Source organism: Chryseobacterium sp. UF-290, from assembly GCF_058245615.1.
The window spans coordinates 28413-54651 of the sequence record NZ_JBSICB010000011.1 but is presented as its reverse complement, the minus strand read 5'-3'; the positions used below and the strand labels follow the sequence as shown (position 1 = coordinate 54651).

At 38.9% G+C, this 26239-nt stretch carries 26 protein-coding genes; 15 read left to right on the top strand and 11 right to left on the bottom strand.

The window, feature by feature from the left end:
- The first annotated feature begins 32 nt into the window (after window positions 1–32).
- Entirely contained in the window at window positions 33–2420 is a 2388-nt protein-coding gene (lon, locus tag AC4IF5_RS13795) for an endopeptidase La (protein ID WP_490735431.1), read from the top strand.
- 206 nt (window positions 2421–2626) lie between these two features.
- The gene (locus tag AC4IF5_RS13790) at window positions 2627–3739 is read left to right on the top strand and encodes an AI-2E family transporter (protein ID WP_490735429.1); all 1113 of its coding nucleotides are present in this window, start codon (window positions 2627–2629) and stop codon (window positions 3737–3739) included.
- Window positions 3740–3876: 137 nt separating this feature from the next.
- Here AC4IF5_RS13790 and AC4IF5_RS13785 read toward each other — a convergent pair whose 3' ends face one another.
- On the bottom strand, window positions 3877–4119 hold the full coding sequence (locus tag AC4IF5_RS13785; protein ID WP_490735427.1) for a hypothetical protein: 243 nt from the start codon (window positions 4117–4119) through the stop codon (window positions 3877–3879).
- A 154-nt stretch (window positions 4120–4273) separates the two neighbouring features.
- Here AC4IF5_RS13785 and AC4IF5_RS13780 point away from each other — a divergent pair, with 154 nt between their 5' ends.
- Entirely contained in the window at window positions 4274–4651 is a 378-nt protein-coding gene (locus tag AC4IF5_RS13780) for a MauE/DoxX family redox-associated membrane protein (RefSeq protein ID WP_490735425.1), read from the top strand.
- Window positions 4652–4793: 142 nt separating this feature from the next.
- Here AC4IF5_RS13780 and AC4IF5_RS13775 read toward each other — a convergent pair whose 3' ends face one another.
- Entirely contained in the window at window positions 4794–6152 is a 1359-nt protein-coding gene (locus AC4IF5_RS13775; protein ID WP_490735423.1) for an acyl-CoA dehydrogenase family protein, read from the bottom strand.
- Between the two features lie 206 nt (window positions 6153–6358).
- Between AC4IF5_RS13775 and AC4IF5_RS13770 the strand changes: the two genes are divergently transcribed.
- From AC4IF5_RS13770 to AC4IF5_RS13735, 8 genes are all read left to right on the top strand, one after another.
- Complete coding sequence (locus AC4IF5_RS13770; protein ID WP_490735421.1) at window positions 6359–7270, top strand: DUF4349 domain-containing protein; 912 nt, start codon at window positions 6359–6361, stop codon at window positions 7268–7270.
- Window positions 7271–7567: 297 nt separating this feature from the next.
- The gene (gene pgi / locus AC4IF5_RS13765) at window positions 7568–9208 is read left to right on the top strand and encodes a glucose-6-phosphate isomerase (protein WP_490735419.1); all 1641 of its coding nucleotides are present in this window, start codon (window positions 7568–7570) and stop codon (window positions 9206–9208) included.
- Window positions 9209–9253: 45 nt separating this feature from the next.
- Complete coding sequence (locus AC4IF5_RS13760) at window positions 9254–10138, top strand: bifunctional 5,10-methylenetetrahydrofolate dehydrogenase/5,10-methenyltetrahydrofolate cyclohydrolase (protein WP_490735418.1); 885 nt, start codon at window positions 9254–9256, stop codon at window positions 10136–10138.
- 7 nt (window positions 10139–10145) lie between these two features.
- Entirely contained in the window at window positions 10146–10775 is a 630-nt protein-coding gene (locus tag AC4IF5_RS13755; protein WP_490735416.1) for a 7-carboxy-7-deazaguanine synthase QueE, read from the top strand.
- Between the two features lie 42 nt (window positions 10776–10817).
- Window positions 10818–12188, top strand: coding sequence for an exopolysaccharide biosynthesis polyprenyl glycosylphosphotransferase (locus AC4IF5_RS13750; protein WP_490735414.1), 1371 nt, complete (start codon window positions 10818–10820; stop codon window positions 12186–12188).
- A 103-nt stretch (window positions 12189–12291) separates the two neighbouring features.
- A complete protein-coding gene (locus tag AC4IF5_RS13745; RefSeq protein WP_490735412.1) occupies window positions 12292–13044 on the top strand; it encodes an MlaE family ABC transporter permease in 753 nt (250 codons plus the stop codon).
- Window positions 13044–13853 (top strand): ABC transporter ATP-binding protein, encoded by an 810-nt coding sequence (locus tag AC4IF5_RS13740; RefSeq protein ID WP_490735409.1) that lies wholly within the window; start codon window positions 13044–13046, stop codon window positions 13851–13853. Before AC4IF5_RS13745 ends, AC4IF5_RS13740 begins: the two co-directional genes overlap by 1 nt.
- Window positions 13837–14448 (top strand): outer membrane beta-barrel protein, encoded by a 612-nt coding sequence (locus AC4IF5_RS13735; protein ID WP_490735408.1) that lies wholly within the window; start codon window positions 13837–13839, stop codon window positions 14446–14448. Before AC4IF5_RS13740 ends, AC4IF5_RS13735 begins: the two co-directional genes overlap by 17 nt.
- Before the next feature lie 38 nt (window positions 14449–14486).
- On the opposite strand, the gene AC4IF5_RS13730 is transcribed toward AC4IF5_RS13735, so the two are convergent.
- Together AC4IF5_RS13730 and AC4IF5_RS13725 are read right to left on the bottom strand one after the other, a co-directional pair.
- Window positions 14487–14798 (bottom strand): hypothetical protein, encoded by a 312-nt coding sequence (locus AC4IF5_RS13730; RefSeq protein ID WP_490735406.1) that lies wholly within the window; start codon window positions 14796–14798, stop codon window positions 14487–14489.
- An 87-nt stretch (window positions 14799–14885) separates the two neighbouring features.
- Window positions 14886–15692 carry a M48 family metallopeptidase gene (locus AC4IF5_RS13725; RefSeq protein WP_490735404.1) on the bottom strand — a complete coding sequence of 269 codons (807 nt, stop codon included), beginning with the start codon at window positions 15690–15692 and terminating at the stop codon, window positions 14886–14888.
- A gap of 106 nt (window positions 15693–15798) precedes the next feature.
- Here AC4IF5_RS13725 and AC4IF5_RS13720 point away from each other — a divergent pair, with 106 nt between their 5' ends.
- On the top strand, window positions 15799–16347 hold the full coding sequence (locus AC4IF5_RS13720) for a DUF4251 domain-containing protein (RefSeq protein WP_490735402.1): 549 nt from the start codon (window positions 15799–15801) through the stop codon (window positions 16345–16347).
- On the opposite strand, the gene meaB is transcribed toward AC4IF5_RS13720, so the two are convergent.
- Complete coding sequence (gene meaB / locus AC4IF5_RS13715; protein ID WP_490735401.1) at window positions 16344–17336, bottom strand: methylmalonyl Co-A mutase-associated GTPase MeaB; 993 nt, start codon at window positions 17334–17336, stop codon at window positions 16344–16346. The genes AC4IF5_RS13720 and meaB overlap by 4 nt on opposite strands.
- Window positions 17337–17518: 182 nt before the next feature.
- Here meaB and AC4IF5_RS13710 point away from each other — a divergent pair, with 182 nt between their 5' ends.
- On the top strand, window positions 17519–17812 hold the full coding sequence (locus tag AC4IF5_RS13710; RefSeq protein ID WP_490735399.1) for a c-type cytochrome: 294 nt from the start codon (window positions 17519–17521) through the stop codon (window positions 17810–17812).
- Between the two features lie 19 nt (window positions 17813–17831).
- Window positions 17832–18119, top strand: a complete 288-nt coding sequence (locus AC4IF5_RS13705; protein ID WP_490735397.1) for a c-type cytochrome — start codon at window positions 17832–17834, stop codon at window positions 18117–18119.
- Between the two features lie 45 nt (window positions 18120–18164).
- Here AC4IF5_RS13705 and AC4IF5_RS13700 read toward each other — a convergent pair whose 3' ends face one another.
- From AC4IF5_RS13700 to AC4IF5_RS13675, 6 genes are all read right to left on the bottom strand, one after another.
- Entirely contained in the window at window positions 18165–20738 is a 2574-nt protein-coding gene (locus tag AC4IF5_RS13700; RefSeq protein WP_490735395.1) for a T9SS-dependent M36 family metallopeptidase, read from the bottom strand.
- A gap of 198 nt (window positions 20739–20936) precedes the next feature.
- Window positions 20937–21443, bottom strand: coding sequence for a tetratricopeptide repeat protein (locus AC4IF5_RS13695; protein WP_490735393.1), 507 nt, complete (start codon window positions 21441–21443; stop codon window positions 20937–20939).
- Window positions 21430–22128 (bottom strand): peptide chain release factor H, encoded by a 699-nt coding sequence (gene prfH, locus AC4IF5_RS13690; protein ID WP_490735391.1) that lies wholly within the window; start codon window positions 22126–22128, stop codon window positions 21430–21432. Before prfH ends, AC4IF5_RS13695 begins: the two co-directional genes overlap by 14 nt.
- Window positions 22129–22130: 2 nt before the next feature.
- Window positions 22131–22676 (bottom strand): nucleotidyltransferase domain-containing protein, encoded by a 546-nt coding sequence (locus tag AC4IF5_RS13685; RefSeq protein ID WP_490735389.1) that lies wholly within the window; start codon window positions 22674–22676, stop codon window positions 22131–22133.
- A gap of 85 nt (window positions 22677–22761) precedes the next feature.
- Window positions 22762–24153 (bottom strand): RtcB family protein, encoded by a 1392-nt coding sequence (locus tag AC4IF5_RS13680; RefSeq protein ID WP_490735607.1) that lies wholly within the window; start codon window positions 24151–24153, stop codon window positions 22762–22764.
- Between the two features lie 26 nt (window positions 24154–24179).
- Window positions 24180–24983 carry a hypothetical protein gene (locus AC4IF5_RS13675; protein ID WP_490735387.1) on the bottom strand — a complete coding sequence of 268 codons (804 nt, stop codon included), beginning with the start codon at window positions 24981–24983 and terminating at the stop codon, window positions 24180–24182.
- 373 nt (window positions 24984–25356) lie between these two features.
- On the opposite strand from AC4IF5_RS13675, the gene AC4IF5_RS13670 reads away from it, so the two are divergent.
- Window positions 25357–26202 (top strand): hypothetical protein, encoded by an 846-nt coding sequence (locus AC4IF5_RS13670; RefSeq protein WP_490735385.1) that lies wholly within the window; start codon window positions 25357–25359, stop codon window positions 26200–26202.
- Window positions 26203–26239 lie beyond the last annotated feature (37 nt).

Genomic DNA, 26239 nt, shown 5'->3' with positions numbered 1-26239 from the left:
TCATTCGATTGACTATGACAGAATTTGAAGATATGAGTTTAGAAGAAATGATCAGTGACGGATTTGACATCGTAGCTGAAGAAATCAATCTTTCGGACTTCTCGGAAACTGATAAAAATTCCGAACAAAAAATATTCCCAATACTTCCCGTACGTAATATGGTAATGTTCCCTAACGTGGTAATTCCTATTACAGCCGGGAGAAAAACCTCAATACAGCTTCTTGAGGAAGCTCAAAAGAACGGAGATTTCATTGGAATTGTAAGCCAGAAAAATTCAGATCTGGAACAGCCTGCGGAAAAAGATATTTACACTACAGGAACATTAGCTAAGATCATCAAGATCATTAAGCTGCCGGAAGGAAACATTACAGCGATCACCAAAGGCTTCCATAGATTCAAGATTAAAAAGATCATTGAAAACAGGCCTTACTTCAGAGCGGAAATATCAAAATTAAAAGATAACAGACCTAAAAACCAGGAAGAATATGAAGCCTTGCTGGCAAATATCAAAGATCTTGCGCTAAAGATCATTGAACTGGATCCTAACATACCTAACGCAGCCAATTTTGCGATCAAGAATATCAACAACAATGATGATCTTCTGAATTTCATCTGCACCAATGCCAATTTCTCATCCGTAGCAAAGCAAAAGCTCCTTGAGGAAAAAAGCCTTATGGAAAGAGCCAATAAGTGCTATGAAATGATGCATGAAGATTTCAAAAAGCTTGAATTAAGAAACCAGATCCACCAGAAGACCTCAAAAGATCTTGATAAGCAGCAGAGAGAGTATTTCCTGAACCAGCAGATCAGAACCATCCAGGAAGAACTGGGCGGCGGTCCTGAAAGTGACGTGGAAGATCTTATCAATAAAGCCAAGGCTAAGAAATGGAACCAGGAGGTAGAGGAGCATTTCCACAAGGAGATCAACAGACTACAGCGTCAGAATCCCAATTCTCCTGACTACAATGTTCAGAGAAATTATCTGGATTTCTTTACAGATCTTCCATGGGAAACTTATACCAAAGATACTTTTGATATCGCAAAAGCCGAAAAGATTTTAGATAAGGCACATTTCGGACTTGAAGATATTAAAAAAAGAATTTTGGAGCACATGGCTGTTTTAAAATTAAAAAACAACATGAAGTCTCCGATCTTATTGCTGGTAGGACCTCCGGGAGTAGGAAAAACCTCTTTAGGAAAATCAATCGCTGATGCTCTTGGAAGAAAGTATGTAAGGTTATCACTGGGTGGCCTTCATGATGAGAGCGAGATCCGCGGACACAGAAAAACATACATTGGCGCAATGGCCGGAAGAATTCTCCAGTCCATCAAAAAGTCCGGAACATCCAATCCGGTAATAGTTCTTGATGAGATTGATAAAATCGGCCAGGGACTGCATGGAGATCCAAGCTCAGCATTGCTTGAGGTACTTGACCCTGAACAGAATAAATCTTTTTATGACAACTTCCTTGAAATGGGTTATGATTTGTCTAAGGTCATGTTCATTGCAACTGCCAACTCGCTTTCAACGATACAAACCCCTCTTCTGGACAGAACGGAGATCATTCAGATCGCAGGTTATACCTTAGAGGAAAAAATTGAGATTGCGAAAAGACACTTAATCAGGAAGCAGCAGGAAGAAAACGGACTGGATTCCAAATCATTCAAGCTTGGAAATACCGAACTTAAACATATCATAGAAGCTCATACTTCTGAAAGCGGAGTAAGGACACTGGAAAAAAGAATTGCTTCCATTGCAAGATGGGTAGCGCTTCAGACTGCTTTGGTAAAGGAGTATGATCCTAAAATATCAGTTGAAAAAATAGACGAGATCCTTGGCGTTCCAAGACCGAAAAGCTTATCCGAGATCACAGGGGTTACCGGTGTGGTAACAGGTCTTGCGTGGACAAGCGTGGGTGGAGATATCCTTTATATTGAAAGTATTTTAAGCAATGGAAAAGGGGCTCTGACGATGACCGGAAACCTGGGAACCGTAATGAAAGAATCAGCAACTATCGCCCTGGAATACATTAAGGCAAAGCATGATGAGCTGGGAATTCCACAGGAAGAAATGGATAAGAAAAACATTCACGTCCATGTTCCTGAGGGAGCAACGCCTAAAGACGGCCCATCTGCAGGTATCGCAATGCTTACTTCAATGGTTTCTTCTTTTAAAAATAAAAAAGTAAAACCTCATCTTGCGATGACCGGCGAAATTACGTTAAGAGGAAAAGTACTTCCTGTAGGAGGGATCAAAGAAAAGCTTCTTGCCGCAACAAGAGCCGGGATCAAAGATGTAATCCTTTGTGAGGCAAACAGAAAGGACGTAGAAGAGATCAAAAAAGATTATCTGAAAAATCTGAAGGTACACTACGTCAGCAGAATGGAAGAAGTCATTGAAATCGCCATTGAAAAATAAATTAATTCCTAACATATTAACTTCTCAATAAGGAAACACGTTCTGATCACCGGAACGTGTTTCTGTTTTTAATATTATAAACCTTTCTTCTCACCATGGATGGAATAAAATTTGATAGACTGAAAGAAAATACATACTGGTTGAATAAAAAGTTTTTCAATTCGGTGGGTTTTCTTATTTTTATTTCACACTGCAGATTTTAAATTATGAATTTTCTCAGACTTCCTTTTCTTGTCAAGCTTACACTTGTTGTAGTTTCCATCATCGGGCTTGGCTACCTTCTGGCGCTAGGGCAAAGTATTTTAGCTCCTTTTTTTCTTGCATTCCTTATGGCTATGCTGTTTTTACCGGCCGCAACCTTCATGGAAAGAAAACTCAAGTTTCCGAGGTCTATGTCAACAATGACTTCGGTTTTCATTATGCTTGTGATCTTAAGCGGACTGATCTATTTCTTCAGTTCCCAATTAGCTGATTTCAGTAAGGATCTCCCTCACCTCAGAAAGCAGTTTACAGATGTATTCAATAGTCTTCAGCATTGGGTTTCCCAAACGTTCAATGTGAAAGTTGATGAGCAGATAGATTATATCAATCAGGGATTGAACAAGCTGTTATCCTCTTCCGGAGTGATCCTGGGTTTCACCTTCGGGATTTTCTCTACCGGATTTGGCTTTATTATATTCTTTACCTTGTTTTTCATCTTTATTTTAAATTACAGAAGACTTTTGAATAGTTTTATTGTCACTGTTTTTAATGAAAGACATAAGGCGAGTGTGCAGGAAGTTGTAACTGAAATCCGCATCATGACCAAGAAATATATTTTCGGACTTTTCCTTCAGGTCGTTATTGTTTCGGTCCTTACATCAATTGTGCTGACCGTTTTAGGAGTAAAATACGCTATTCTTCTCGCCGTATTGACGGGATTATTAAATGTAATTCCTTATCTGGGAATTTTTATTTCTCTTCTGATCTCGTGCTTTATCGCATTTGCGACTTCCAGTCCTTCAACATGCGTGTATGTAGCCTTAGGATATATTGCCGTTCATGCAATAGATGGAAATATTGTCCTGCCATTCGTAGTAGGCTCAAAGGTAAAGATCAATGCTCTGTTTTCTTTTTTGGGAATTCTTTTGGGAGAACATCTTTGGGGAATTGCAGGCATGTTCCTTTGCATTCCGGCTATTGCCATCATCAAAATTATCTGTGAAAGAGTGGATGATTTAAGGCCTTGGGGTAAATTGCTGGGCGAAGAAGAAAAGCCTAACAAGAAGAAGAAAAGCTATAAGATCTCCAAGAATATAACCTTGAAAGAAATGGACTGATCATGGACGATAAATGATAAATGATGGGATATTCATTGGGATTCCAAACCTTTGATCAATACATCCCTGAATTTTAAATCTTAAAAACTTTGAACAAAAAAAGACTGCCTTTTTCAAGACAGTCTTTTTATATTTTATTATGGAAGAGCACAGTATGGGCTCATTCCATTCGGACAGGTTTCTGTACAATAAATATAAGTCTGGGAATCCGGGCAATATCCCTTATCAGGTTCTGGTGTACCGCCTCCGCCGCCTCCTACACAAGGATGACCAGGTGGAATTTTACACGGACAGTCAATGGGGCCGATGTCACATTTTTCAACACCTCCCTGAATCTCTCTTAAATTTAAGCGATCTAATTTTCTAAGATTTTTCAACATAATAATTATGAGTTTAGTTAGTATATCAAAGATAAAAAATAAATTACACCAGCCTCAATATTAACACAACATTAACAATAGACTATGCATTATTTACGAAAAATCAATAAACATTTTTTGCTTTTGTATTACATTTGATATAAAATATTGAATTATGAAAACCTTCAAGTTCATCCTCTGTCTTTTCTTTGCTCTTACTTTTATCAACGCAGGGGTGAACAAATTTTTCCCATACACACCCATCCCTACAATGACGGATGAGCAGCTCAGAATATCTGCCGCGTTTGATGAAATAGGCTGGCTGATCCCACTGGTAGGCATTATTGAAATCATTGGAGGCCTTCTCTGTATTTTCCCGAAAACCAGAGCTTTGGGGTTTATGATCATCCTACCGGTAATGGCCGGAATATTTTTACACAATGTATACAGAGATCCATCTAAAACAGGGATTATTATATCGATCATTTTAGTACTCATCAATATCTGGATCATTATTGACAACAGGAATAAATATAAAAGTTTGATTAGCTGATGTGAGATTGGATAGCAGGTTGCAGTTATGGTAATTTCCATCCGGAATCTAATGTTATGTATTACTCTGCCATCAATTTCCCTACGATAAGCGATAAGCTATAAACTAAACGCTAAAATCCTTTATCAACAACCTCTGACATTTACACAAATGCGCTGAACCCCGTAATCGACCTTCCTACAATAAGCGAGTTGATTTCTTTTGTCCCTTCATAAGAATAGATAGCTTCAGCATCCGCCACGAAACGTGCTACATCATATTCCAGCAGAATACCGTTCCCTCCCATCACTTCTCTCGCTCTTGAAACAATGTCTCTTGTTCTCAATGTACAGAATACTTTAGCCAAAGAAGCATGCTCATCTTTTAAAATCCCTTCATCCTGCATTTCTGATAATCTGAAAACCATGGTCTGCATCGCTGTAAGATTAGACAGCATTTCCACCAGATGCCCCTGGATCATCTGAAAGGAAGCAATAGGTCTCCCAAACTGTTCTCTTTTCCGGGTATATTCCAATGCACTTTCATAAGCTCCTCTTGCACAGCCGGTTGCCATCCACGCAACTCCCGCCCTTGTCATTCTCAGCACTTTTCCTGTGTCTTTAAATGAGTTCGCATTCTGTAAACGGTTCTCTTCAGTCACAATACAGTCTTTTAAGGTGATCAGCCCATTCTGAACAATCCTTAGCGCCATTTTCCCTTTGATTTTCTCTACGGAGTATCCCGGATTATCTTTTTCTACAATAAATCCTTTTACTTCTCCACTGTCCAAGTCTCTTGCCCAGATGATCACAAGATCTGCAAAAGTCGCATTACCGATCCATTTCTTCTGACCATTAAGGATCCAACCGTCAGGTGTTTTTTTACAGGTTACAGTCAGGCCTCCTGCAGCTCCTGATCCTACTTCAGGTTCTGTAAGCCCGAAAGCGCCTATTTTTTCAAACTTCTGCATCTGGGGAAGCCACTTCTGTTTCTGTTCTTCTGAGCCACAGATATAAATAGAGCCCATCGCCAATCCTGACTGTACCCCAAAGAATGTAGCAATAGAAGCATCGATCCTTGCCATTTCCATAGCAATAACACCTTCCATCAGAAAAGGCATACCCGGACAGCCATAGCCCTCATAGGTGACCCCGCAGATATTCAATTTCTGAAATTTCGGAATCAGCTCAAAAGGAAATTCGTCTCTGAGCCAGTAATGATTAACCAAAGGCTTTACTTCTTTCTCCATAAAAGCTCTTACCTGAAGCTGAATCTCCCGTTGTTCCGGGGTAAGGGTATGGTAGATATCATAAAAGTCGCCATCAACGGGAGGAAGTTCCTTCTTTTTCTTTTCCGGATCAAGCATTTTCATGAGGCCGGACAGTTGTTTATCATCCAGTTTAGAAAAATTCTGCATTAGCTTAGGCAAATCTACTTTTGCTGATATGGAACTTAGCTGATCAAAATCTATGGATCTGAATAATTCTATGACGTTTCTGATTTTGGATAATGTATTTGACATAATGGTATATTGTAGTTTGGTTTGTAAAAGATAAGCAAAAATTACTCCGAACCCAAACTGAAAGCACTACTCCTATTTTACAAAACACTAAATATCAACCAGTTAATACAGAAAATTCCGTTTACAAATTTTTTACTTTTGATTTTCAAGCATTACAAAGAATCCCGGCTGAACTTTGACTCAAGCAAACATTAAAAATCAATGCTATGAAAACCACTTACATTAAATTATCTCTGTCAGCCGTTATTTTATCAGGTATCTATTCATGTAAAAAAGGTGAAGTTTCCGCCAATGATCTTGAAGCCTATTCCACTACGAATTCAGCAACAGCTATTGTATCAGACAGCATTTCATCTGTTGCAGATATGAAAGTAAAGGATAAACAGTTCATCAAAACGGCAGATGTCAATATGGAAGTGAAAGATGTATATAATGCGACCGTCTCTATTGAAAAGTCAGTACAGGAACTTGGTGGGTTTGTGACCAACAGTAATCTACACAGCAATGTTGTTTCTGAAGATACTTACAATACTTCCAGTGAAGAGGCTGTGCTGGTCAGGAAATATCAGACAGAAAACACAATGCAGGTACGTATTCCTACCGAAAACCTGGGGGAATTTTTAACAGCGATCAATAATAACAAGCTATTTCTCAATTCAAGAACCATCAATGCTGAGGATGTAACCACGAATATCAGATATTCGGAGCTGGAGGGGAAAAGAAATCAGAAAACATCTGAAGGCATCAGCAGGCTAAAAGCCAATAAGGACAAAGTAACAATGGACGATGATAATATGGCTGAGGGAAACCTTCAAAAGCTGGCCAATATGAATATATCCGATCATCTGAAGTACAGCACCATTGATATTTACATCAAAGAGCCTAAGCTGCGTATTGCAGAAATTGCCATTACCAACACCAGCAGCATCGACAACAAGTACAGATACAATTTCCTCTATGATGCAAAGGATGGTTTTGTATACGGATTCTATCTGATTCAGAGAATTATCGTTGTCCTTATTAATATCTGGCCACTTCTATTAATTGCAGGCGGACTTATCTATTTTTTAAGAAAAAGAAAGATCACAAAATCTGAACAATCCAACATCCGGGAATAAAAAGCTCTCCTAACCTATGGGTTATCATCATAATTTTAGATTTTACTGGAAGCTGTCTCAAAATTGAGACAGCTTTTTTGCGCTACAATAAATCTATAAACTCCTCCAATATATTATATATGAAAATAAATCTTTAGAGTTTTATGGGATTGTTTTTTAAAAAATTATTATTTATCCGCTCCAAATTTAATTGAGGTTTTATTTTTCCTTAAATTTGCAGATCAGAAATAAATCATTATGGATTTTTAAATATTTTGATCCGAGATATGATTTTCTGAACCTATAAATTCCTGAAATATGCTATCAAAAATAAATCCTATACAAACTAACAGCTGGAAAGCCCTTGACGAACATTTTGCCGGAAACGATTTTGATCTGAGAAGTCTTTTCCAGTATAATCCCAATCGTTTTAAAGAGTTTTCTCTACAAAAGGACAACTATCTTTTTGATTATTCTAAAAATTTAATCGATTCCAGAACGAAAGGGCTTTTATTGCAACTGGCAGAAGAATGTCAGCTAAAGGATGCCATTTCCAGAATGTTCTCAGGTGACAAGATCAATGAAACGGAAGGAAGAGCTGTTCTGCATACCGCATTGAGGGATTTTTCTGACCGGGAGATCCTTGTAGATGGTGAAAACATCAAGCCACAGATCAAAAGGGTCCTTGAACACATGAAAGCGTTTTCTGAAAAAATCATTTCCGGAGCGCATAAGGGATTCAGCGGAAAAGAGATCACTGATGTTGTCAATATCGGAATCGGAGGTTCAGACCTGGGACCTGTCATGGTTTGCTCGGCTTTAAAGCATTTTACAACAAGATTAAATGTTCACTTTGTTTCCAACGTGGACGGAAATCATATCGCAGAAGTGGTTAAAAATTTAAATCCTGAAACCACGTTATTCATCATTGCTTCCAAAACATTTACAACACAGGAGACAATGACGAATGCCAACTCAGCGAAAGACTGGTTCCTGAAAGCCGGAAAACAGGAAGATGTGGAAAAACACTTTGTAGCTTTATCCACTAATATCCAGGAAGTAAAAAAGTTTGGAATTGCAGAAGAGAATATTTTTGAATTCTGGGACTGGGTAGGTGGAAGATATTCACTTTGGAGCGCGATCGGGCTAAGCATTGTCCTGGCAGTAGGATATGAAAATTTCGAGCAGCTTTTAAGAGGGGCTTTTGATACCGACCAACATTTCCGGACTGCCGATTTCTCTGAAAACGTTCCAGTATTAATGGGACTTCTGGGAATCTGGTACCGTAACTTTTATGCGGCAACAAGCTATGCCATCTTACCTTATTCTCAATATCTGGATAGATTTGCAGCATACCTTCAACAGGGAGATATGGAAAGCAACGGAAAATGTGTAGACAGAAACGGTGAATTTGTAGAATATGAAACAGGTCCGATCATCTGGGGAGAGCCGGGGACCAACGGGCAGCACGCATTCTATCAGCTGATCCATCAGGGTACGGAACTTATCCCCGCGGACTTCATTGCTTATGTAAAAAGCTGTAATGAAGTTTCTGACCACCAGGAAAAACTGCTAGCGAATTTCTTCGCCCAGACTGAAGCTCTTGCTTTCGGGAAACTGGAGGAAGAGGTTGAAGAAGAATTGAGAAATGCAGGAAAATCTGACGAAGAAATAGACAGCCTGATCAACTTCAAGATCTTCCATGGAAATACACCTACTAACTCTATACTATTCAAAGAATTAACTCCTTTTTCATTAGGGCAACTAATCGCCATGTATGAACATAAGATTTTTGTACAGGGTGTCATCTGGAATATTTTCAGCTTCGATCAGTTTGGGGTGGAATTAGGTAAAGTACTGGCCAACAAGATCCTCCCGGAACTTGAAAACAATGAAGCGATCAACACTCATGACAGCTCTACCAACGGATTGATCAATTACTACAAAGAGTTTAAATAGGAAATAAAAAGAAAGTAAAAATAAATCTATAAAGTAAAAGTAAAAATGGCAGAAATTCTTGACGGACTTAAAGTATCCAAAGAAATAAAAGCGGAGATCAAGGCCGAAGTGGAAAAAATTCTTGCAGGAAAGAGAAGAGCTCCACATTTGGTGGCAATTCTTGTAGGAAACAACGGAGCAAGCAAAGCCTATGTGAACTCTAAAGTCAAAGACTGTGAGGAAGTAGGATTTCAATCCAGCTTGATCAAATTTCCAAATACGGTTTCGGAATCTGAATTATTGGAAAAGATCGATGAGCTCAATAAATCTAAAGCAGTTGACGGGTTTATCGTTCAGCTACCCTTACCTGACCAGATCGACCAGGAGAAAATCATCAATGCGATCGACCCAAGAAAGGATGTAGACGGATTCCACCCTGAGAATTTTGGAAGAATGGCATTGGAAATGGATACTTTCCTACCGGCAACACCTTTCGGGATCCTGACATTATTGGAAAGATATAATATCGAAACTAAAGGAAAAGACTGTGTGATCATCGGAAGAAGTAAAATTGTAGGAAGACCGATGAGTATTCTTATGGGAAGAAAAGATTTCCCCGGAAACTCTACCGTTACTCTTACACATTCCTATACAAAAGACATAGAAGAATATACTAAAAAGGCAGACATCGTTATTACTGCTCTGGGAGATCCTCACTTCTTAAAAGGAGATATGATCAAGCAAGGTGCCGTAATCATAGACGTGGGCATTACAAGAGTAGATGATGATTCCCCGAAAGGATATTACCTTGCAGGTGACGTAGACTTTGACAGCTGCGCTGAGAAGGCAAGCTGGATCACACCGGTACCTGGAGGAGTAGGCCCAATGACAAGAGCGATGTTGATGAAAAACACCATCATTGCCTACAAAACTTCGGTCTATAACGACTAATTTTAAAATGAACAAAGAAGAAGATATTTTATTAAAAGAAGGTAAAATGCTCCCTGTAATGGAGCATTTTTACACTTTACAGGGAGAAGGCGCCCACACAGGAAAAGCAGCTTATTTTATCAGATTGGGAGGTTGTGATGTGGGATGCCACTGGTGTGATGTAAAAGAAAGCTGGAACCCTGAGCTTCATCCGCTGATGAATGCTGCAGAAATTGCGGAAACAGCTGCAAAACACTGCAAAACAATTGTTCTGACAGGAGGAGAGCCTCTGATGTGGAACTTAGACATCCTGACATCCAGATTGAAAGAATTGGGATGCACCGTTCATATTGAAACTTCAGGAGCCTATCCAATGAGCGGGCATCTGGACTGGATCACTCTTTCACCCAAGAAAACAGGACTTCCCAAAGAGGAAATCTACCAGAAAGCCAGTGAGCTTAAAGTGATCATTTTCAATCACCATGATTTTACATTTGCACAGGAGCAGGCTGCAAAAGTTTCTGAAAACTGCAAACTTTATCTTCAAAGTGAATGGAGCAAAAGAAATGATATGTATCCTAAGATTACAGACTTCATTCTGGAACATCCGGAGTGGCAGGCCTCAGTTCAGACCCATAAATATCTGAATATCCCGTAAAAATATGTACCTTAGCTAGCCGTTCCGTTATAATACCGATAGATGCAGAGAATTCGATACTCCAGATACCTGAAATCGATCATCATTTTGCTTGACCTCATGGTTATTGCATCTATCTTCATATTCTTTTTTATAAGCAGAAACGAAGGGTTAAAATACCATAAGGAAACCTGGTATCAGAATATTTTTTCGCTGATCTTGCTGTTTTTGTTCTGGGTGCTTCTGAGCGGTAGGACAAAAATATACAATATCCCGAGGAACCTCACCTATACCCTGTTCCTTGAACGCCTTTTAATCCATTTCCTGTTTTTTATACTGGGCGTACTGCTTATAGGAAAGGTAAGTAAGAATGTTTTTTTTAATTCGGATATTTACTGGCTTTCATTTTATCTTTTTGCTTTTATCTTTCTGGCAAAATCACTGATTTATTTTGCCATAAAGTATTTCCGCTCCCTGGGGATCAACTACAGAAATGTAATGTTCCTGGGCAATAATGATTCTACCGAAATCCTGAAAAACATTTTCAAAGACCGTAAAGATTACGGATACCGGATATTCGAATACGAAAATTCTGAGGTCAAAGTAACCGAATTGGTCAGTTTCTGGAAAAAAAACGGGATTCATACCCTGTTTCTCTCCACAGAAAATTCCTATGACGAAAATACAGAGTCTCAAATATTCAAGCTGGCAGAGGATAACAAGGTTCATATTTCATTGATCCCGAGTATCACACAAAGTGATTTTTTCCTTTATGATCTTGGGTATATCCAGACCCAGCCCGTTCTCAATCAGGCAAGATATCCGTTAGATTATTATGCGAATTTTCTGATGAAAAGAACGTTTGATATGTTTTTTTCCATTCTGGTATTGGTCTTTATATGTTCGTGGGTATTCCCAATCATTGCTCTTTTAATCAGGACAACCTCTAAAGGGCCTGTTTTCTTTCTGCAAAAAAGATATGGCTTTCATGAAGAAGTATTTAATTGTATTAAATTCAGGACCATGATTGTCAATGATGAATCGGCAACCAAAACCACCTCGGAAAATGACTCGAGAATAACCAGAATAGGTAAGTTCCTGCGGAAGACCAGCCTTGATGAGCTTCCACAGTTCATCAACGTATTGAAAGGTGAGATGTCCGTAGTGGGGCCGCGCCCTCATATGCTGGCTGTTGATAATTATTATAAGCCCAAGATCGGAAGATACAGTTTAAGAAGCATGGTAAGCCCGGGCATTACCGGACTGGCACAGGTAAACGGCCTAAGAGGAGATTCCGGAGATGTGGAAGTAGAAATGAAAAAGCGGGTTCTGGCCGATGCCTTTTATGTAAGGAACTGGAGTTTTGTACTGGATCTGGTCATTATTTTAAAAACAGTTCTATTGGTTATCGGGGGAGATAAAAACGCAAAATAAAATTCAGGCTAAGGGAGAGGTTCAGAGAATTTTAACACGAGTCTGTGTTTCAGTCTTGCCCTCAGGTCTAGCCTAATTCAATAAAAAAGTCTAATTTAGCGGTATGTTAAAAAAGTTTTTCACAGCAGTAGGGGAATATATTATCCTTTTAGGAAAATCCCTTCAGAAACCTCAGAAAATGAAGGTTTTCTGGAAGCTGTTTATGAGAGAAATTAATGATTTGGGAGTAAATTCTTTCGGGCTTGTAGTCTTCACTTCGATATTTGTGGGGGCTGTAGTTGCTATTCAGATGTTCAACAACTTTGACGCATCTTCATTTCCCATTCCACCTTCATTTGTAGGGTATGCTACGAAAGCGGTCCTTGTACTGGAATTTGCCCCTACCATCATCAGTTTGATTTTAGCAGGTAAGGTAGGATCGTATATCGCTTCCAGTATCGGAACAATGAGGGTTTCCGAACAAATCGACGCGTTGGATATTATGGGGGTAAACTCACCCAACTTTCTGATATTTCCCAAAATTATCGCCTGTATGATTTTCAATCCTCTTCTTATTGCGATCAGTATTGTATTTGGTATCAGCGGAGGTTATATTGCCGGGATCTTAACAGGAAACTGGACCACCAATGACTATATCGTTGGAATTCAAATGTATATGCCTAATTTATTTATTTATTATGCATTTACCAAAACCATAGTTTTTGCCTTTATTATCGCGACGGTTCCTTCTTACTTCGGATATTTTGTAAAAGGCGGATCTTTGGAAGTAGGTAGAGCCAGTACGCAGGCGGTGGTATGGACAATGGTATTCATTATCATTTCCGAGTTAATTTTAACCCAATTAATATTAAGCTGATGATTGAGGTAAAAGATCTTAAGAAAAGTTTTGGGGATGTTGAAGTACTTAAGGGAATTTCAACGTCATTTGATAAAGGAAAAGTAAACTTAATCATTGGACAGAGTGGCTCAGGGAAAACAGTTTTCCTTAAAAGTCTGCTGAATGTCTATATGCCCTCATCCGGGGAAATTCTTTTTGATGGTAAAGATATCAATACCATGACCCGTGATGAAAAGCAGCAGCTCCGTTCAGAGATCGGAACAGTATTCCAGGGGAGTGCTTTGTTTGATTCTTTAACGGTAGAAGAAAACATCATGTTCCCACTGGACATGTTTACCAACCTGACTTACAGAGAAAAAAAGAAAAGAGTTTTCGAGGTAATAGGCAGGGTGCACCTGGATAAAGCTGATAAAAAATATCCGTCTGAAATCTCAGGGGGGATGCAGAAAAGGGTTGCTATTGCGAGAGCTATTGTCAACAATCCCAAATATCTGTTCTGTGATGAGCCCAACTCGGGGCTTGACCCTTATACATCAAAGGTAATCGATGATCTTCTTTATGAGATCACGAAAGAATATAATACAACGACCATCATCAACACTCACGATATGAATTCCGTGATGACCATTGGCGAGAAAATTGTATACCTGAGACTGGGAATCAAAGAATGGGAGGGCAACAAGGACATTCTGATCACAGCAGGCAATAAAAATCTGATTGATTTCGTTTATTCTTCAGAGCTGTTTAAAGAGCTGAGAGAATATTTACTTGAGAATAATAAAACGATCGAGAATACAAAAATAGACGATAATGAAAAAGGTACTTAGTATAGCGTTAATAGGGTTTTCAATGTGGGCTTCTGCTCAGATCTCACTGGCAGGTAAGGCCAATTTAATATTTCCTACAGGTTCACCTTCATGGTCCAATATCAAAGGAACGGTGAATGATGCTATTGAAGGAACAGGTAAGAACAACGTAGGCTTCAATGTAGGACTTTCACTGAAAGTAGGGCTTCCTACCTCATTATTTTTAATGCCGGAGGTATATTATACTCACTTCAAAAATGAGTTCACTACAGAAAATACGACTTTTGATGTTAAAAGTAACCGTATCGATGTACCGGTTCTTTTGGGGTATAATCTGTTAGGTAATATGCTGGGGGTTTTTGTAGGTCCGGTTGGAAGCTTTAACTTAAGCAAAGACAATACTTACAATGATTTTAAAGAAAATGCTAAAAATGATTTTACAGTAGGCTACCAGTTCGGGGCCCAGCTTGAAATTAAAAAGCTTATTGTCAATGCAAGATATGAGGGAGCTTTCAGTAAAGATGAAAGAAACTTCATCAACAGGGTTTCCGGTTCTGAGATCAGATATGACAACAGACCTAACTTATTTATGGTAGGTTTGGGATATAAATTCTAATCAAAAATCGAAAATAACAACTTTAAAACCCTCTGATTCTATATCTGAGGGTTTTTATTTTGATTTTCAAGCTCAGTCTGACGTTTTGCTATGTCTGCTGCCTGTTTTTCCAATTCTTCTTTTTCTTTCTGCAGCTGCTTGAATTCTTTTTTCTTCTGTTCCGCTTTTATAGCGCTTCCTTTACTTAGATAGCCTACCATTCCTCCAATGATAAGTCCTATTCCCACTCCGGCCATCATTCCCATGATATGGGAAATTTTAATTTGTTCTACAGCGAAGTCTGTTGTCAGATAAAAAAGTAAGGCAGAAACTGCTAAAAGGATAAGTCCGGTAATTGATAAACTCTTCATAATATTGTGTTTAGGTGGTTACATTGAAAAAGCCTTACCAAATTTACTAAAAATTTAATAAGGCTCTACTCAAGATTAAAATTCTAATTATATTTTCCCTCCGGCAGCCTTATAATATTCCAGCGCTTTCGGAAGATCTTTATTGATATCTGAAATTCTTGTTTCCGGGCTTGGGTGGGTAGATAAGAATTCCGGTTGTCTGGCTCCTGAAGAGGCAGCCTCCATTCTGTTCCAGAAAGGTATCGCAGCTCTTGGATCATAACCAGCCATAGACATCAGGTAAAGTCCCATTTCATCAGCTTCTGACTCCTGCCCTCTGCCATATTTCAATAATGCAACCTGTGACCCGATAGGATATACCTTCTGGAAAATACTTGCCCATTGAGAATTTGAAATGCTTCCCCCAAGAATAGCACCTCCATACTGGGCTACCATGGCCTGGGAAATTCTTTCATTTCCATGACCTGCCAGCGCATGAGAAACCTCGTGCCCCAGCACCACTGCAAGTCCGTTATCATCCTTAGTAACCGGTAAAATCCCTGTATAAACAGCTACTTTACCGCCGGGCATACACCATGCATTCAGCTCATTGCTTTGCAGAAGATTAAATTCCCAGCTGTAGCTGGCAAGGTCCGCTGATCTTCCGATATTCTGGTAATATCTTTCTGCTGCGCTTTTTATTCTGTTTCCTACACTTACCACTCTCTTTGCATCTGCTGTACCGGTAATCACTTTACCTTTAGACAATGTCGTTTTGTATTCCTGTGCGGACATTGTTAAAATTTCTGAATTGTTGGCCAGCTGTAAAGACGATCTTCCCGTGATCGGGTTTGTAGTACAGGCAACAGCCGACAGAGCAATAGCTCCTATTCCTAATAGTTGTGTAACTTTCATAGTTTGAGTGTTAATAATTCAACTTTAACAATTTTTATTCCAAAATATTTCATAAAGAATATATTTGCATACATTTTGCTATTTAAATTTAATAATTATCTCAATTATGAAAAAGTATATTTCTCTTCTGATGGTTTTTGGATTCCTGTTCTTTTTTCAGAGCTGTGCATCTCAGGGCTCATTAGATTCAAAAACAGTGGAAACCTTAGTAGATTCTCAGGAGTTTACCTTCCATGCACAGAGAGCAAATCCCACGAATTATGACGTCATCAATGTGATGAGCTCAATGCCCAACGCTACGATGACAAGGATGTTGAACCTGGATGGAAGCTATACGATTGAAGTCAGTAAAAATAATCTGGATGTAGCACTACCTTATTTCGGAAGATTATTCAACCCTACCTATGGAAATACCAATGATAACAGCTACAGATTTACATCAAAAGATTTCACCGTCAGTAAATCCCAGAATAAAAAAGGGACCTGGATCGTAAGAATCAAGCCTAATAACGTAAGAACTGTGGATGAAATCATTATTGAAATATTTAAAAACGGTAAGGCTTTTGTTTCTATGAAAAGTAATGACAGACAGCCCATCACCTATGATGGTTATGTTTCAAAAAACGAGGAAAAACAGGATAAGGAAAAGCTCTAATCCCTGTTTTTATCAGATAAAAACCTTTCAACAAATAATTTTGCTTCAGTGCTTGGGTTCGAGACCATCTCTGAAGCATTTTTTTTGTGCATCAGATAGGCTTCTTCTACCTCACTGCTCTTTTTCATCAAAGATAAGACGTATTCCTGCACCCAATATTCGAAACGTTTTTCAGCCTGCTGAATCCGGACCTCCTCGAAGCGTCCGCTCTTCTTTTTCAGATCAATAAATTCTGAAATTTTATCATAAATATCTTTAAGACCTTCATTCCGTAAAGCGGAGCCCAATAAAACAGGAATCTTCCATCCTTTTTCTTTAGGCGGGATAAAGTCCAGCGCTCTTTTCAGTTCCAGTCTGGTATTTTTCGCTTTCTGAAGATTGTCCTGATCTACTTTATTGATGAAAATAAGGTCCACCATTTCCATGATTCCACGCTTTATGCCCTGAAGCTCGTCTCCACCACCAATGATCTTAAGAAACAGGAAAACATCAGTAATATCGGCAACCAAAACTTCTGACTGTCCTACTCCTACGGTTTCTATTAAAATATAATCATAGCCTGCTGCTTCACAGATCATCATCGTTTCGAAGGTGGTATTGGCAACACCTCCTAAAAATCCTGAACTTGGAGAGGGCCGTATGAAAGCATTTTCTTCTTTTGCAAGCTCTTCCATTCGGGTTTTATCACCCAAAATACTGCCTTTGTTAATCGAAGAACTCGGATCAATAGCCAGAACAGCCACTTTCCTTCCTTCAGCAATCGCCAGTCTTCCGAAGCTTTCTATAAAGGTAGATTTCCCAGCACCCGGCACTCCGGTCACCCCTACTCTTACGGAATTACCTGTATAGGGCATTATCTTTTTCAAAAGCTCTTCCGCCTGCACCCTGTGTTCGGCCTTTTTACTTTCAACCAATGTAATAGCTTTTGCGATCAGGCGTTTGTTTCCTGACCGTATTCCTTCTATTAACTCTTCTGTAGAAAATTTCATTGATTCAAAATTAATAATTAAAAAGTGAATGGTCAATAGGTGGCAGCCAATACAGCAAAATACTTTTACCGGTTATTTACATCTTATTATTTAATTTTTATTTCTTCTAAATTAAAACTACAACCCGCTGTATCAAAGGCCTGAGGAATTTATTACATTTGTTCTGTATCAAAATAAGAAACATGAAAAAACTCATCGCTGCAGCATCATTTACTGCCATTCTGCTAGTTTCCTGTACTCCAAAAGCATCAACATCTGCCACTACTGCCTCGACTTCAACGTCAACTGCGGAGCAGATCGCCCAGGGAAAGACAATTTTTGAAAACTCTTGCGGAAAGTGCCATAAGCTGCCGGAGCCTACAGAATACAATCCGGTACAATGGGTAGGAATCATGAATTCTATGGCTCCAAAAGCGAAGCTGACAGATGATCAGCACCAATGGGTTTATGATTATATTATTTCTGTGAAAAAGTAATCAATAACAAAATATGGGTATGAAAAAATTAATCTTAAGCGGCATTGCTGCATCAGCATTTCTGGTATCCTGCGGACCAAAGAGTACAGCAGTCACCGGGCCTAAGTACACCTCATCCGAACAGCTGGCCCAGGGAAAAACAATTTTTGAAAACTCCTGTGCAAAGTGCCACAAACTACCGGAGCCTACCAGACATGATAACCAGGGATGGATCAAAACATTAAGCAGAATGGCTCCTAAAGCCAAACTTAATGACGACCAGCATCAAATGGTTTATGATTATCTGATCTCTGTGAATAAAAAATAAGCTTTCAAATGAAAGCTTATTTTTTATCTCTGCTGGTATAAGAATTTATTTTACGATCAGTTTCTCCACCTGAGTTTTATCTCCCTGCTGGATATGAACCATATATACCCCTTTCTGGAATCCCCTTGTAGAGACCGCTTTTTTCGAAGCAGATTCTCTGGAATCAGAAAACACTAATTTTCCGGACATATCAAACATTCTGATCTTTACTTCTTTAGAAGATTTATCTATATTGCCTACAAAAAACTCATCGTAAGTAGGGTTAGGGAATACAATAAATTTCTGATCCTCTGCCTTAACATCCTGAGTGGACAAAGCCACAATACACTCCTGTGGCACTGTAAAGTCTTCCACCTGATCATTCGCTACAGATTTAACCCCTGCCGAAGCATTGACTCCCAGGCCTCTTTTTGCAAATGTATTCCAGATCATACATTTATCGGCTCCTGCGTTTTTAACAGCGTCAGCCTGAAGAATAGCGTCTCTTCCATCAACAAAAGAAGGGTTACAAGCCTGAAGCTTAAGCCCATCCATTACTATTTGTAGCGCTTTGGCATTTCCGGAAGTCATACTTGCCAAAACATCGCTATTATATCCGTATTTTTCAATATATTTCCAGGTAAGATCCCATAATATAGTAGCCCAGATAAACCCTATTGCATGAGGTCCTGAAACTGTATTGGTCCTCCCATAGGTATAATTATTCACAGAAAAATCAGGAGAGTACTTAGCAAGTCTGATTCCACCTCCATCTGTTGGTTCATTCATAACATAGGTTCCCATTCCTCTTGCTAAGGCGGATGTATCGCCCGGTCTTGTTGTTAACATTAAAGCAAAATAATCTGACCATCCTTCTCCCATCTGTTCCGCAGATACAGATCTTTGAAGACATCCATAACCTTGTCCTGTTAATCGGTTTGAAATACCATGTCCGTATTCATGAGCGATGATCCCGTTATCGAAACTTGAATGTTTAGCCCCGTCATAATCATTGGCTAAAGTAGTATTAATCGTTGTTCCGGCTGTAATCTGCCCCAGCAGATATTCTCCTTCTGTTTTTCCGATGTTGATAGAAGGAATATTTACCTGGCTTATGTAGGAACCATTTCCTGTTATACTGATACCGGCAGGAGCATTAGACGTTGGATTGTATACAATTACTCCCGTGGCTCCGGCTTCCTGAGAATTAAACACTTTAAGGTCATAGTCACAACCTCCATTTTTTACTAAAGCAATTTTTCCTGCTAAACTTCCAGCTGTCATAGCTGTGCAGGAATTATCGGATGAAGGAAGAGCCAAATCAGCAGTCACAGACTGAAACGTATCACCAAAACCATTCGTAGCAAATACTTTAGGTCGCCCTGTTATACTTGCAGGAGAATTATACTGATATCTTGAAATAGGGTCAGCAGCGGTTTCATTTCTTTCAAAAAGAAACATTTGCATGGTTGGAGCTTCTAAATAAGTCTGTCCATTGATCACTTGTTCACGTCCCGGATAAAAATTAGCATTATTAAGTCCGCTTCCGTCAAAAGCTTCAGCATTTACGGCATCTCCTCCGATACCTCCATTATTGAAGTTATTGGTCTGATAATTTCTTGCTGCTTCTGTAAATCCAAATTTATAGAAAATATCATGCATTTTATTATTCATATAAAATAGATTCGTAATGGCTGCATCCCTGTATGTAAAAGGGTTTTCATATCTACCATCTGCAAAAGGAAAATTAAAGGTAAGAACCTCTCCTCCATCAGGTGAATATCCAGGGGCATCCATATTATCCTGATCAGAATATGCATATACATTATTTCCTCTTGTATTGGTATAATTATTTGTTCCGTCAGAATGCCAGCCTTCCGGCGAAGCAGTTAGATCCCAGGGATTGTTAACAGTTGAGCGAGGGCCAAACGAAGGAGCTTCCACAGGCAGAGGGAAAACATTATATGATGCGTTGGTGGGAGCAAAAAAAGCAGTATTGAACTCTTTACTTTGATTCTGCTCAATCACTACCGGATGCTGTTCATCAGGCTCCGCCCCGTGGGAATGATCTCTTCCTCCAAAGCTACAGCTAAGTGTCATATTATCCCTACTCAATATTTCTCCACTCCCTGCATCAGCGATTATATGCCATACATCCGAAGAATTTTTATCTGATACAAATAGCTCTTTTGCCAAAATATACACTCCGTTTTTCTCAAAGTATACATTCGGAAGATAGTCTACCTTTGCTATTTCCTCTAATGCCAGCTTTTGTTTCAGCAGATTCTCTGGAAATTTTTCCTGAGCTTTCTTCTGACTGGAAACTACAATGTTTCGCTTAAACTCATTCTTTTCGGAAATAATTTTTCCATCTTTAATAAGAACTTTTCCAAAAGCATTAATGACTCTGAACCCATCATAAGTTTGCTGTACGTTAACAATCTTTACCCCAAGACTTTGAGAAGGATCTTCGTTTAAAATAATAACACCCGTCCTATCATTGGTATTATCTCTTTGAGTAAGTTGTCCGCTTCTTTTGTAATAATCCTGAATAATCTCTGTAGAGCTTTGTGCATTAACTTGTACAAAAGCCAAAAATGCCGCCATAGCAATTGGCATTAAAAATAATTTTCTATTCATAAAAAATGTTTTAAAGCATCCGAATATACATTCTATCTATATCAAAACATTGTAGAAATTGTTAAAAATTAAAAAAAACACCAATATTGTTATAATTATTGTTTTTTAGTTTTTTTTATTCACACTTCCGGGGCTTTTCATTATATTAATTTCACTTTATTCAAAATAGTCTCATTTTAAGGGTTATAAAAAGGAGACTTATTCAGTCTCCTCTTTCGTTTTATACTCCGGCATTTTACTTTGGATCGATTTTTCTCTTTCTTCTAATACTTCAGCTGTGCTTCTGCAATAATTAAATCTTTTCGCAGCTTCGATTTGCAGTAAGGCTTCTTCATAGTTTTCCTTCCTTTCAAATAAAAGCGCCTTGCAGGATAAGATCTCAGCTTTGCTGATCCCTTTGAGCTGTAAAGCAAAATCAATTAGTTTTTCAGCCTCAGCATAATCTTCATTGCTCAAAAGACATTCAATATAGTATTTGGGAGTATTGACATTTCCTATATTGTATTGCATGGCTTCTTCAAAATACTTCTTTGCGGTTTCATAATCTTTCAGAATCTCTGAATACACTCTTCCCATCAGACAAAGGCTGTCTGCATCTTCCGGTTCATAGGCCAGCGCATAGTTCAGCGCATCCAGGCAATCGGAAAGATTATAAGGGAAGTAGTCCAGTGCTTCAAAATAATATTTACTTTTAGTTAAGGTCATTGTTATCATTTTTTAATTCATTTTTCAGGGCATTTCTTTGTTTTTTGAATGACCTGTCTACATAGTTTATTTTGAAATCTGTTCCTGAAAATGTACGGACCGGGTTCCCTCGCTGTACCTGCAGATGAAGATTCCATGTCTCTTTCATATTCTTTTCCATCTGTTGAATATATACAGCCATTACTTTCTCTCTTAATCTGCTTACAGACAGCTTCTTATTCTCCAGCTGTGAGCGTGAATCCTGTGCAAATACGGATTGCCCCGTGGGAAGGTGTGTAGCACGGACAGCCGTGTTGACTTTATTTACATTTTGTCCGCCGCTTCCCTGGCTTCTGGCCGTCTGAAACCGTATATCCTTTTCGTTGAAATCAATTGCTTTCAGATTCTCCAATTCAAAAACACCGATAAACCAATTGCTCCTTTTATGCAGTTTTCTGAATGTACTTTTACCCGTCCAGCAAATACTTCCCAACCAGCTTTTTAAGAATCCTGTGATCCCTTCTCCTTTCAAAAGTAAGGTAACGGATTTCAAGGTCAGATTTTCATCACCCGCTTCACGATGGATGATCTCATACGCTATTTTATTTTGCGTCGCTTCTTCCAGAAAGGTTTTCAGGACTTTGGCTACCACCCATTGGCATTCTAAAGGTCCTCTCCCGGAAGTGATCTGTATTAATTTTTCCATTTTTATTTTGGCATTTTGCTCAACAGGGGATGTCCTATCGGATCTATTCCCTTTTGTAATAAATCTTTTGCAGCCATTACCGCCCAGCATTTGTCACTGGAATGAATGTTTCTGTAGAAGGAAAGCAAAAGATCCGGCTTCACAACAGTAAAACCATTTGCTTCAATGGTTTCAAGATCATCCCTTTCAAAGAAATCTATGGTAATCCTGTGAAATTTATCGTTTTCCAGCTCTTCTGTCTTTTCGTATCTGCGGAAATTTTCTTTACCCGGCAGATGATCGTACCGTGTCCAGACTTTCTGAAATCCTTCCTGCTGAAGGATCATAACAATCTCCGCTACATTTTCTTTTTTTACAAAAACATCAATATCCTTGTGGTCATGAGCATGTTTGTATTCCGTATGTCCTTTCTCTGACATAAAATGCCATGCCCATCCTCCTGATATAATGACTTTATTTTTTAATTTTTCTAAAATTTTCAGTCCGGAACGGATCCTAAATTCCGGCCAGACTTCTCCATATCTTTTTATATTATGTGGTGCTCCCATTTCTTTATTTTTTTAAGTTGAAAGCTGAGGGTTTATAGCTGACCGTCAAATACTCTCAACAGACAGCTATAAACGATCAACCTGATTATCGGTCCATTCTCACGATTCTCGGTTGAAATGTTCCCAGAATGTCGACCAATTCGCTTTGCGCATTCATCACTTCATTAATGTTCTTGTAGGCCATTGGTGCTTCTTCCGCATTTCCGCCTATCAATGTGACATTCTTCAGCTTCAGTTCTTTTTTGATATCATGCTGCGTAAAAAGACTTCTGCATTCTCCCCGTGAGTGAGCTCTTCCGGCTCCATGTGAAGCTGAGTTCAGCGACTCCGGATTTCCTTTTCCACGGACGATGTATCCTTTTGCAGTCATGGACCCCGGAATCATACCAAGCTCATTTTTATTGGCTGGCGTAGCTCCTTTCCTGTGAACAATCACTTCTTTTCCGTTGTGGATTTCCTTCCACGCAAAGTTGTGATGGTTTTCTATTCTTGCCTTTACTCTTCCTCCCACAGCCTTTACCAGTCTACGGTGAATATCATCATGACAGGCTGAAGCATAATCTCCGGCAAGGTTCATGGCTGTCCAGTATTCCAGTCCAAGGTGTGTGCTGAGATCCAGCCAGGCAAAGTTTTGGGCTTCTTTTGGCAATGGACATTGTTCTGTAGCCACCCTTGAATAATATTGGGCTATCTCTGCACCTAATCCTCTGGATCCGCTGTGTGACAATATCCCCAGGTATTTTCCTTTCGGCAGTCCGATCTGTTCGTCTTCTTCTGTGATTTCCACTTCTCCGAATTCCACAAAATGATTTCCTCCGCCTGAAGAACCCATCTGTTTAATCGCTTTCCCTTTTAATCTCCTCAGAATAGGAATCAGATCAAACGTATCTCTGTCAAAGATCTCGTGATCTATGTGGGATTTATGGGTCTCATACATCCCGAATTTTGTATGTTCGGCAAGAGCTTTTTCATATTTGTCTCTTGCTCCTTCAAGATATGAAACCGGTGTATCCAGAATACTCAGACTCATTCTGCATCCGATGTCCATCCCTACTCCGTAAGGAATCACCGCGTTTTCCACAGCGAGCACTCCTCCGATCGGAAGTCCATAGCCGCTATGGGCGTCAGGCATTAATGCTCCCTGAGTAGAGATCGGTAGTTTCAATGCAGTGTACAGCTGATTTTTCGCCTCATCTGAAATATTATTTCCAAAGATCTGAAACGAGGCACGCTGTGAATTCAGCATTCTTTTTTCCGTTTTTTTGGATGAAAGCAGTGTTTCAGCAATTTGCCCAAAGGTCAGATCCTTTTCAAAATTCTCAGGATTCAGAAGGATTTCCTTTAAAAGAGATTTTACATGATGGATATTTTTAGTGGCAAAATTCCTTTTCATAACCTCCAAGGCGACATTGACACTCTGATTATTTGGATAGCCCAGTTTTAATATATCTTTTCCTTTTAGTTTTAAATTTCCCATTGTTTTTGTTTTAAATAATAATGGACTTAATCGTCCTGAAAGCTTTCCGCAATCTCTGTTGCAGACATTCTGCAGGTAACATATTTCCTGCTTCTGATAAGATCTGAATCTTCTTTTTTCGTTTTCCATGAATTTGATTTGCCATAGATTGTCTTATGAACAATTCCGGCAATTTTATGCTGTCCCAAATAAGATTCCAGCTCTGCATATTCTTTTTCCAGTTCAAAGTCTACAGGCTTATAATGGGTAATCATATGAGGTCTTATCCGCAGGGCAAATCTCCATGGTTCGATAAATTCGTAGTAAGGCACATACGTCTTCCGGGCAGGACAATACTCTTCCTGTTTCAAAAAATACTGTCTTTCTCTCGGTGTGAGTCCGAGCTTCGGGTCATTCCATGAATAGGAAGAGATGTGTTTGAGCTTTTGTACTCTTTCTACATATATCCTTTTCCCAGATTTTCTTTTCTTTTTCAGAAACCGGCGACTTTCGGAATACATGTAGGTATTGATCTTCTTCAAAATTCCATCAAAGAAATCTCCGTCTTTGGATCTCATTACATCTTCCCTAACGGCGAAGAATCTTACAAATCCTCTCTGATAAGGTTTTTCTAAGAGAATCCACTGAATATTTCTCCTGATATCCCAAAGTTCCTGACTACGTTTGTGCTTTTTTCTTATCTGCTTTTCTACCTCTTTTTTTATTCTTCTTTTTCTGCTTCTTACGCTTCTGAGGCGATAAGACAGAAGGTTATCATTTTCCATGTGAGACATAAGATATCCGATACAAGATCCAAAGCATGGACTTGTTCTATCTATCTTTTTATTCAACTAATATTTTAGTTTATAGATTGATAATGATCGACAATTATAGTGAAGGTAATACCTACCTCATCCTATTTTGTCCTTAATGACACTAAAAAGATTTCGGGGAAACTAAATTTGAGTTTGAAATATTGCGCAATAAAAAACCCGGAATCTCTACGACTTCGGGTTTTGATATTTCATTGTACTGTTATTCTATGAGTGTACCAAACCACGAAGCCTTACCACCATAAGCGGTAATCCAACTGTAGAATTCTGTTTTGCTTTGAACATTGCTTCGTTGTTTTTTAATGGTTAAACTTGATTTTCAGGTGCAAATATAAAATTATTTTTTAAATCTCCAATTCTTTTTAAATCTTATTTTTGTGAAAAACAATTTATGCATAAACTTTTATCAGGCTTGGTTCCGCTGCTTTTTATCGCATGTAAGAAGGAAATTCCTGTGAAAAAAGAAACAGTAAAAGCAACTGACAGTACCTGCCATTCATCTCATTTTATGGAAAAGATTCTTGAACTGGATGAAATAAAAGCTCAGGCTAAATTCCTGGATTCACTGACTAAAGGAAAAAGCGGAATTGCTTTTCTGGTAGATAGTACAAAGGTCAACAATATCTGGAATTACTCCCTTTCCGCCGGCTATAATGGTCCTGACCGTTTTGAAACCTATCATATTTTCCATGCTTCAGGTGATCAGTGCAATGCTTTAAAGATCGCAGATCCTGTTTCAGGAGAAACACTTTCTATTGAGGAATGGAGAAAGCTTACAAAAAAGCCTGTAAAAATGGAATCATATCTGGAAAAAGGAAACTACAGCTTACCTGTGGAAAGTCTTCCACGAGTAGATGTAAAGTTTCTGGAAACAGATTTTATAATAGAGGGATCAGAGCAATACAGCTGTGGAAATCCAATGTTCCGGTATTTCCCTTTAACCCGATATAAAAATATTGAACTGATCCTGGTTCCTATGGATTGCGGTGACTTCGACTACCGTTATTCTCTTCTTACAGTGCTGGATAACAAAATCATAGGAGAGCTTTATGTGGAAGGAATATGGTTTGATCCGGGAAAAGATGATAAAAAAGAGGAATTCAGCAGCTATGAAATCGATAAGAGCGGCAAGGTGACGGTAACGACGGAGCATACTATTGACGGGCATACTCAAAAAACGACCCAAGCTTATTATCAGATCATGGACGATGGTAAGATACAACCAGTAAAAAGCTAAAAACAAAGGCTGTTTCCAACGTTGAGAAACAGCCTTA